Source organism: Pleurocapsa sp. CCALA 161 (genome assembly GCF_003003995.1).
Classification (GTDB): Bacteria; Cyanobacteriota; Cyanobacteriia; order Cyanobacteriales; family Xenococcaceae; genus Waterburya.
This window is the reverse complement of the sequence record NZ_PVWF01000180.1, coordinates 1-6,337: the sequence shown is the minus strand read 5'-3', so window position 1 is coordinate 6,337 and position 6,337 is coordinate 1. Positions and strand designations below refer to the sequence as shown.

The 6,337-nt window shown below is 40.9% G+C and carries 6 protein-coding genes and 1 pseudogene; 6 read left to right on the top strand and 1 reads right to left on the bottom strand.

Features of this window, described 5'->3' with window-relative positions; translation table 11 throughout:
* The 4 genes and pseudogenes from C7B62_RS23670 to C7B62_RS23655 all read left to right on the top strand — a co-directional run.
* Window positions 1-321 (top strand): annotated as a pseudogene (locus C7B62_RS23670) (heavy metal translocating P-type ATPase); the annotation flags it as partial.
* Window positions 322-442: 121 nt separating this feature from the next.
* Window positions 443-1,933 (top strand): multicopper oxidase family protein, encoded by a 1,491-nt coding sequence (locus tag C7B62_RS23665; protein ID WP_106243448.1) that lies wholly within the window; start codon window positions 443-445, stop codon window positions 1,931-1,933.
* An 83-nt stretch (window positions 1,934-2,016) separates the two neighbouring features.
* A complete protein-coding gene (locus tag C7B62_RS23660) occupies window positions 2,017-2,736 on the top strand; it encodes a DUF305 domain-containing protein (protein ID WP_106243445.1) in 720 nt (239 codons plus the stop codon).
* Between the two features lie 341 nt (window positions 2,737-3,077).
* On the top strand, window positions 3,078-4,775 hold the full coding sequence (locus C7B62_RS23655; protein ID WP_106243441.1) for an efflux RND transporter periplasmic adaptor subunit: 1,698 nt from the start codon (window positions 3,078-3,080) through the stop codon (window positions 4,773-4,775).
* Between the two features lie 156 nt (window positions 4,776-4,931).
* Here C7B62_RS23655 and C7B62_RS23650 read toward each other — a convergent pair whose 3' ends face one another.
* Window positions 4,932-5,111, bottom strand: a complete 180-nt coding sequence (locus C7B62_RS23650; protein ID WP_106243436.1) for a hypothetical protein — start codon at window positions 5,109-5,111, stop codon at window positions 4,932-4,934.
* Between the two features lie 153 nt (window positions 5,112-5,264).
* Here C7B62_RS23650 and C7B62_RS23645 point away from each other — a divergent pair, with 153 nt between their 5' ends.
* Window positions 5,265-5,711, top strand: a complete 447-nt coding sequence (locus C7B62_RS23645) for a heavy metal-responsive transcriptional regulator (RefSeq protein ID WP_106243428.1) — start codon at window positions 5,265-5,267, stop codon at window positions 5,709-5,711.
* Window positions 5,712-5,847: 136 nt separating this feature from the next.
* Window positions 5,848-6,337, top strand: a 490-nt coding sequence (locus C7B62_RS23640) for a Uma2 family endonuclease (RefSeq protein WP_106243422.1), incomplete at its 3' end; no start/stop codon positions are given.

Genomic DNA, 6,337 nt, shown 5'->3' with positions numbered 1-6,337 from the left:
GGGGATGGAATCAACGATGCACCTGCTTTAGCCCAAGCCTCCGTTGGCATTGCGATGGGAGTAACGGGAACTGATGTCGCTTTAGAAACCGCCGATGTAATATTGATGGCAGACCGACTAGATAGGTTAGAGCGAGCAATTCGTCTGGGTCGTCGCGCTCAACGCATTGTCAAACAAAATATTATCTTTGCGATCGCTTTTATCATCTTATTACTGACAGCGAATTTTGTCGGCGGCATTACCCTACCTATTGGTGTGATTGGGCATGAGGGATCGACATTAGTTGTAACATTGAGTGGACTGCGACTGCTACGAGGCTAAATTAGTTGATCGAGTATTGTTTGATGCGAGAAAAGAAAATTTAACTCAAGATTTCATGCCGATTTCATTTTGGTGTGAAAAACTTAGTTTGTAGTGTATAGAATGCACTTTTTAATTAACCATGTCAAAACTTAACCGTCGCCAGTTTCTCATCCTCACTGCTGCTGGTGCAATCGCTACATCAGCTACTAGCTGGGCAATTGGGAAAAACAAAACAACTCCGCATCAAACTAAAGCCTTGCCTTCCAAACTTTACAAAAGTTCTAACGGTTTGCTAGAACTTGACCTCGAAGCGAGTTCGACCCGCATCGATCTCGGAGGCAAGCCAGCCTATCTGTTAACTTATAACGGACAAATCCCCGCACCTCGTCTGGAAGCAAAAGCAGGCGATACCGTTCGCATTCGCTTCACCAACAATCTTTCTCAGCCTACTAACTTACACTATCACGGGTTACACGTCACTCCCACTGGCAATGCAGACAACGCTTTTCTGGATATTCCGTCAGGAGAGAGTTTGACTTACGAATTTACTCTCCCCAAAAATCACCCATCTGGAACGTTCTGGTATCATCCCCACCGTCATGGATTTGTTGCCGAGCAAGTATTCGGCGGTTTAGCGGGTTTATTTGTAATTCGGGGTGAATTAGATGAAATTCCCGAACTAAAAGCTGCTAAAGAAGAATTTTTGGTTTTACAAGATTTTGCTTTAGATGGTAGCGGACGGATTCAACCTCCCAACCAAATGGAAATAATGAGGGGGCGCGAAGGGAAGCTAATGACAGTTAACGGTCAAGTCAATCCCCAAATAGCGATCGCCCGTGGTGGTTTGCTACGTCTGCGAATCCTCAATGCTTCTCCCTCCCGCTTTTACCGACTCGCTTTTGAAAATCATCCTTTTTACTTAATTGCTACAGACGGAGGAGCAATAGGCACACCTGTAGAACTCAAAGAACTGCTGCTTTCACCTGGAGAAAGGGCAGAAGTTTTGGTACGAGGAGATAGAAAATCGGGACAGTATCGTCTCTTGAATTTACCATACGATCGAGGGGGAATGGAAATGATGGGCATGATGGGTGGTGGTGGTCACATGATGGAGGGTGGTATGGGTATGATGCAGGAAAATACCCAAACAAAGCCTCATGTTTTAGCAACACTCACATATCAAGGTTCTGTTTCTTCTCTTCCTTTGCTCCAACAACTTATTTCTGTAGAAGAACTGTCAGAACCAAAAACAGTAAGGCGTATTGAGTTGTCTATGGCAATGGGTTCTGGAATGGGTATGACTTTTACCTTTAATGGAAAAGCTTTCGATCCTAATCGAGTAGATACTCAAGTTCAACTCAATACAGTTGAAGACTGGGAATTAGTCAACGTCGATCCAGATGGTATGGCTCACCCTTTTCATCTGCACGTCAATCCCTTTCAAGTCATATCGCGCAATGGTAAACCAGAACCCTATCGCGCTTGGAAAGATACGGTGTTAGTCAAAGGGAATGAAACAGTTCGCATTCGCATTCCTTTCCGCGATTTTGCTGGCAAGGCAGTTTACCACTGTCATGTCTTAGACCATGAAGATCTTGGCATGATGGGTATTGTTGAGATGAAAAGTTAACCTAAAAGCTATATATTTCATCTCGATTTCATATTCGTATGCAATTCTAGACTATTGAGTAATAAAATTCGATTCCGATATCTATGCAAGCAATTTTTACTAAAACTAGATTAATAGCCTTAACATTTATAGGTGCAACTACCCTGACGGTCGCCTGTTCTCCAGCTATTTCTAACCAAACTCTAGCCTCAAATACTAATGCCACCGAAACTAGTAATAAGCAAGACATGAAACAGGATGACGGTGGAATGTCTCACGATATGATGCAAGGTGATGGCGGGATGTCTCACGATATGTCGATGGACATAGGGCCTGCTGATGCAGACTACGATTTAAGATTCATCGACAGCATGGTTATGCACCATCAAGGGGCTGTCAATATGGCTGAAGAAGTACTGCAAAAATCGCAGCGTCCTGAAATGAAAAAATTAGCCCAAGATATTATTGCTGCTCAGAAACAAGAAATAGCGCAAATGAAACAGTGGCGTACAACTTGGTATCTTAATGCCGATCAAACTCCTATGGCTTGGCATCCAGAGATGGGTCATATGATGGCGATATCTGATGATATGAAGAAAAGTATGATGATGAGCATGGATTTGGGTAAAGCCGATGCTGATTTCGATCTGCGTTTTATTGATGCCATGATTCCTCATCATGAAGGTGCGCTGGTCATGGCAAAAGATGCTTTGAGTAAAACCAAGCGTCCTGAGATGAAGAAACTATCTCAAGATATTTTGACCTCTCAACAGCAAGAAATTGAGCAGATGAAACAATGGCGTAAGGATTGGTACAAACAGTAAGTCATTGCTATTACTTTTAGTAAGAAATACAGAGGAAATATTCTCCTCCATCTTTTTTAATGACTAACGATTAAAATACCCTATTCAAATTTCATTTCAATTTCACATAGCTGTGAAAAACTAGTCAATAAAGCAATGTTTTTTTGCTAGTTTAAAACTTTTATTAGTAATAAACATACTATCTAAGTACACGGCGGCTTTTCCTAAAGGATAAGCTTCGCAAATGAGTGGGAATCTTCCTACTCAAAACGCGCCTTAAAAAATTTAATACACATATTTTTGCGTCGCGAAGCCCAATCGCCAATGTTAACCCGTTCGCTCATCACTTAAGGATCTTGACTATGACCATTACTCGTTATCTGTTTCGCTTGCCTAATTCTCTCACCCGCAGTACTGGAGTAATCTTGAGTCTATTGTTAATAACCGCTCCTACTGCTGTTCTGGCTCACGCCGGACATGGAGACGAATTTCAAGGCGGAGATTCTCAACAAGAAGCTTCAGATTCGATCCAAGTTGATGCTCAAACCGCAAAAAGTTTGGGAATAAAAGTCGAACCAGTTACCAGTCAACGTCTTGACATTAGCATTAAAACGACTGGACAAATTGAAGCTCTACCCAGCCAACAAGTAGAAGTTACATCGCCAATTCCTGGGAAAGTAAACGAGTTATTAGTAGAACCTGGGGCATACGTAAAAGCAGGACAGCCTGTAGCGGTAATTGCCAGTCCTGACTTGATTGAGTTGCGCGTCAGTTCCCAAGAAAAACAAGCTCAAGCCAAAGCCGAATTACAACAAACACAAGCCGACTTAGATTTAGCCCAACAAAACTATCAGCGTCAAGTTGAAATTGCCAAAGCCGAATTACAACAAGCGCAAACCCAAGTAGCAGTAGCACAAGAACAATACGATCGCGATCGAGAACTAGCAGACAAAGGAGTAATTCCCCGTCGGCAAATGCTCGAATCTCAAGCCAAGCTTGCAGAAACCAAAGCTCAACTTACCACAGCTTCGAGTCAAAGAGAAGTTTTGGCGGCTCAAAACCAACTCAAACGCTCTCAATCGTCTCTTGAAGCAGCTAATTCTCTTCTACAACTGAGCAATACTACTTATCAAACTCGACTGCAACAACTGGGTACAGAAGCAAACGATCGAGGACTGGCAATAATAACAGCACCTATTTCTGGTCGAGTTAGCGATCGCGAAGTTACTTTAGGTCAAGCCTTTCAAGATGCGGGAGGTAAGTTGATGACGATCGTTAATGACAGCACTGTCTTTGCCACGGCTAATATTTATGAGAAGGATCTAGATAAAATTAAAAATGGTCAACAAGTCAGAGCCAAAGTAGCATCCGTAAGCGATCGCACTTTTATCGGCAAGATTGCGGTAATTGGTTCGGTAGTCGAAGGAGAAACGCGCGTTGTCCCAGTTAAAGCTCAATTGAGCAATATTAATGGTACTCTCAAACCAGGAATGTTTGCCGAATTAGAAGTAATGACCAGTCAAGCAGACACAACAGCTACAGTCATTCCCAGTTCGGCAATAGTCGATGTAGATGACAAAAAACTAGTTTATTTACAGAATGGCGATTCTTTTCAATCTGTCGAAGTCACTCTTGGTCAAACTTCTGGAGATTTGGTAGAAGTCAAAAGCGGTCTTTTTGAAGGAGATTTAGTAGTTACTCAACGTGCGCCACAGCTTTATGCTCAATCCTTGCGAGGAGGCAGTAAAGAAGAAGCAGCAACCAAGCCAGACGGAGGGGCTGACGAATCGAAAAAATCTCAAGAAAGTCAATCTAGCAGCACTACTTCAGAAGAGCAACTCCCTTTGTGGTTGCTGGGCGCAACAGGAGGAGGTGTAATTGGTGTTAGTGCTTTCTTAGCAGGTGGTTATTTTACTAGTCGCAGCCATCGATCGCGCAAAAAAGATAAAGCAACGTCCTATGAAACAGAAATCCATCTAAACAATCATCACCAAAACCCAACTTTATCCTCCTCGGTTAATTCTGCCGAAGGACGCGAAGAGTTCCAAAAACCAAACTAAGAGTTTCTCTAGCTTTTGATTGATTAGTACTATTGCCGAGTGAATAATCGCTGGTTAGTTATTATCGCTCGAAAGCGATCGCTTTAATTGATTTTAGCCAAAGAGCGATCGCCATTTTGTTTAGTTTTTAACTGATAATTTTCTACTAACCACCATTTAGCTAGAGTGCTGCATTTGGTTCATCATTTGTTTACAACAACCACATGAACTGCTTTGATTTTGATTTTGATCGGGCTGTTGATCTTGTGCCAAACTAGCACCAGCATTTAACATGACAACCGCAACAGCTACAACAGCAGTTTTTAACGCAGTTTTAACAGATGATTTTTGAAACACGATTAAATCTCCTATTTATTTAATTAAAGTGGCGAAAAGTTGCCTGAAATGAGCGAATCAAGCCTAAATATCGCCTAAAAAACTGTATTCAGTATAGGGTCTACAGCTAACTATAGAGTCAAGACTATTATTCATATTTTTTTTGCCAAAAATATGACACAAATCGAAGTTAAAGCTTTACAAGAGCAATTAATCAAAATTGGTGAATTAGCCAAACAAACCAATGTTACCGTAGGTACTTTGCGTTACTACGAAAGTTTGGGTTTACTAAAACCCACTTTTCGCAGCGATAATGGTTATCGCTACTATACAGACGATGCGGTCAAACAAGTGCAATTTATCAAAAAAGCTCAATCGTTAAATTTTTCTTTGGCTGAAATTCAACAAATTTTGGGAGTTCGCCGTCAAGGAATATCGCCTTGTTCTCTAGTGCGAGATTTATTGGAGTGCAAAATAGCCGAACTTGAGCGACAAGTCCAATCTACTCTTGCCTTTAAAAAAGAGTTGGAAGCTTACAAAGAGCGTTGGGCAGATAAACCTCAAGACAACCCAAATCTAGAACAATTTTGCAGTTTGATTGAAGAGGTGAATTTAGAATAATGAAGTCATGACTAGTAAAGCAGATACAGCAACTACAGTCACTACCAGTATTTTTATAATTTCTTCAGGGTAAAACTGTCAGGTTAATGTTAATTTAAAATATCTATATCGATTAACTTACGGGAAAATCAACACTTTGTTAATCAATATCCAATTGCCAATAAGTGCGGAACGTACCCAGGGTCAAGATCAAACACTAAGTGTGGCTGGAATGACTTGGGCTGACTATGAGAAATTTGATTCAGAAGAATATTTAGGTTATCGAGTTTCCTATTTTAACGGAGTAATTACTTTAGTGTCTCCCAGCAAAAATCACGAAAGAATTGCTGCCACAATTTCTATTCTTGTAATTGCTTATTGTAGACAATTAAACCTAGTTTATTTTCCGATGAGATCGACCAGGTTGAGCAATAAACCTGATGCGGGAAAAGAGCCAGATGTTAGTTTTGCCTTTGGTACAGATAAAGAACTTCCAGATTTAGCGATCGAAGTCATTTTTTCTAGCGGTGGTATTGATGATCTGAAAAAGTATCAATCTATTGGCATTAAAGAAGTATGGTTTTGGAAAGAGAATAAGATTATTTTTTATCAATTAAATACAGATGGTTATACAGAGATATCAACTA